The following is a 2,700-nucleotide window of genomic DNA, read 5'->3' as shown; positions in this document are numbered from 1 at the left end:
GCCCGCGCCCGGCGCTTGAGGGCGCAAACAAACAACTGCGTAGCCAAAGGAGCGGACGCGACTGCCGGCGCTTGAGGCGCAACAAAAACCCCCGCTTGAGGCGCAAACAAAAAACCGCCACACAGCACCCATGTCTCAATTCACTCTCCCCGGCTTCGACCTCGATCACTTCATCCGCTCAACCCTCGACGAAGACCTTGGCGTGGGACTTCCGGGCGGGGGCAAGGACGTTACCTCTGAGAGCGTGATCCCTGCCGATGCGCGCTTTGCGGGGGTTATGGACAGCCGCGATCCGGTTGTGGTTGCGGGGCTTCCGCTGGCGGAGGCGTTTTTCCGGCATCTTGATCCTGAATGCACGATTGAGGCTCTGGTGAGCGACGGTGACGCTGTTGCTGCGGGCACCGATCTGATGCGGCTGCAAGGCAATGCCCGTGCCCTGCTGACCGCCGAACGCAGCGCGCTCAACATCGTCCAGCACCTGTCTGGTATCGCCACAATGGCGCGCGAGTATGTGGACGCCATGCGGGGCCACAGAAATGGGGGCGGTTCGCTCACCTGCACCCTGCTCGATACGCGCAAGACACTGCCCGGCCTGCGCGTGCTGGAGAAATACGCCGTGCGCCAAGGCGGCGCGCAGAACCACCGCATGGGGCTGTATGATGCGGCGATGATCAAGGACAACCACGTCGCAGTCGCCGGCACCGTCGGCGAAGCAGTGCGCCGCGCGCGCGATGCCGGGGTCGAACCGATCATTTGCGAGGTGGACCGCCTCGACCAGATCGAACCCGCAATCGAAGCAGGCGCGCACCACCTGCTGCTCGACAATATGTCGCCGGACGTGCTGCGCGAGGCCGTGGCAATAGTGAACGGACGCACCGCAACCGAGGCATCGGGCGGGATCAACCTAGACACAATCGCGGCGAAGGCTGCGAGCGGGGTGGATTATTGCAGCGTCGGCAGGCTGACGCAGAGTGCCCCGGCGGCGGATGTCGGGTTGGATTTCAAGCCGGTATGAAGTGGCGCAGGGGGCCTCGGCCTTGGACGATCCATCTGTTCGCAATACTTTTTACAGCGCAAGGCGCTCTCAGCCTTTGGCGCGGGCTTAATTCCCTTGTGAGATCAGAGATAACTTTGCAGGCTCAGTATCCAGCGTTTGACTGGGACCAAGACAGGGTAATTATCTGGCTATCCGCATGGTTCACGATTGTTCTTATTCCGGTTGTTGGAGTTTGGGTTTTTGCCAATCGACTGGCCCGAATTCTGGTCACGCTTATGGCGCTGGCGGCGCTGCCGACAATCTACCGGTTTGCCGCCCTGCTTCTCGGCGACTACCCGCCCATGTGGCAGGCTATGGCTTGGGCGGGGTTAGCCCAAAACGGAGCGATCATCGCCGCGGTGATGTTGCTGTTTTTGCCGCCTTCCTCGCGCTGGTTGCATAAGGACAAGGAGATAAGCCCTGAGACCTTTGACTAACCTACTAGCGTTGGTCGCCGTTCTGATCGTCGCTGCCCCATCGGCGGCCCACGCGCAGGCCTACCAATGCCGCGCGCCGCAAGTCTCCAGCGTTCCGCGTGTCAGCCCGGATCAGCGCCCGCGCGTCGTGCCCATCACGGGCTACACCCTCGCGCTTAGCTGGTCCCCGGCCTTTTGCCGAACCCGCGAAGGCAGCCGCGCGCACGCCGCGCAATGTTCGGGCGACAATGGCCGTTTTGGCCTGATCGTGCACGGATTATGGCCGCAGGGCGCGCGCACCTATCCGCAATGGTGCCAGAGCCGCGCGCCCGTCACCCCGCAAATCGCGCGCGAAAATATGTGCATGATGCCATCCACGCGCCTGATCGCGCGCCAATGGGCAAAACACGGCAGCTGCATGACCCGCCGCCCGGAAACCTATTTCGGCGTCACCCGCATCCTGTGGGATAGCCTGCGCATCCCCGATTACGACCGGATCAGCCGCGAAGATGACCTAACCGCAGGCCGCATCCGCCAAGCCTTCGCCGACGCCAATGGCCGCATGTGGCAGCCCAGCCATGTCGGCGTGAAGCTAAACCGCGATGGCTGGCTGGAGGAAATCCGGCTGTGTTACGGGCCAAGGTTCCGTCCCACGCGCTGCGATGATCGTCGCTATGGTGCGCGCGACAGGGTGACTGCCAAGATTTGGCGCGGGCTGTGAGGTTGCAGATTCGGCCTCTTGGGCGCAGACATATTGGGAGCCTATCCAAGGCAAGCGGGATGAAACTATGAGAATTTGGCAAGGAATCGCATTGCTTCTGGCGCTGGCGCTAAGTGCCTGCATGACACCTCAAGCTCAGGATAGCAGCGCGGTTGACGGCGCAGATGCAGTTTACGTCATCCGGCACCTGCAAAAGGCCGCCGGCGACGATCCCGTGCTCACCAGCGAAGGGGCCGCAAATGCGCAAATCCTCGCGGCCATGCTCGAAAACAAGGGCATCACTGCGATCTATTCCACCGATACACGCCGCACGATGCAGACAGCCGAGCCGCTCGCGGAGCGGATTGGCCTGACGATCAACGCATATGATCACCGCCAGCCCGAAGCTCTCGCCGCACTCGTGGCGGCGAACGAAGGCGCGGTTCTGGTCGTCGGACACAGCAACACCGTTGGCGATCTGATCACCCATTTCGGCGGAACCACTGCTCCTGTGTTGACCGAGCAGGATTATGGAACGCTGTTTATGG

At 62.3% G+C, this 2,700-nt stretch carries 4 protein-coding genes; all 4 read left to right on the top strand.

Annotated features, from left to right (window positions below):
- Positions 1-130 precede the first annotated feature (130 nt).
- Positions 131-1,015, top strand: a complete 885-nt coding sequence (nadC, locus tag ACSHXH_RS19240) for a carboxylating nicotinate-nucleotide diphosphorylase (RefSeq protein WP_435673416.1) — start codon at positions 131-133, stop codon at positions 1,013-1,015.
- A gap of 257 nt (positions 1,016-1,272) precedes the next feature.
- Positions 1,273-1,473, top strand: a complete 201-nt coding sequence (locus tag ACSHXH_RS19235) for a hypothetical protein (RefSeq protein WP_435673415.1) — start codon at positions 1,273-1,275, stop codon at positions 1,471-1,473.
- Positions 1,466-2,173, top strand: a complete 708-nt coding sequence (locus tag ACSHXH_RS19230) for a ribonuclease T2 family protein (RefSeq protein ID WP_435673414.1) — start codon at positions 1,466-1,468, stop codon at positions 2,171-2,173. The genes ACSHXH_RS19235 and ACSHXH_RS19230 overlap by 8 nt, the downstream gene beginning before the upstream one ends.
- A gap of 67 nt (positions 2,174-2,240) precedes the next feature.
- On the top strand, positions 2,241-2,700 hold a 460-nt coding region (locus tag ACSHXH_RS19225), incomplete at its 3' end, for a SixA phosphatase family protein (RefSeq protein ID WP_435673413.1).

The organism is Marivita sp., from assembly GCF_051251565.1.
In the GTDB taxonomy this organism is placed as follows: domain Bacteria; phylum Pseudomonadota; class Alphaproteobacteria; order Rhodobacterales; family Rhodobacteraceae; genus Marivita.
This window is presented reverse-complemented; position numbering and strand designations above follow the sequence as displayed.

Excerpts from the sequence above, each read along its gene's own strand:
- nadC (WP_435673416.1), top strand. The coding sequence starts at position 131 with ATGTCTCAATTCACTCTCCCCGGCTTCGACCTCGATCACTTCATCCGC.
- ACSHXH_RS19235 (WP_435673415.1), top strand. The coding sequence starts at position 1,273 with ATGGCGCTGGCGGCGCTGCCGACAATCTACCGGTTTGCCGCCCTGCTT.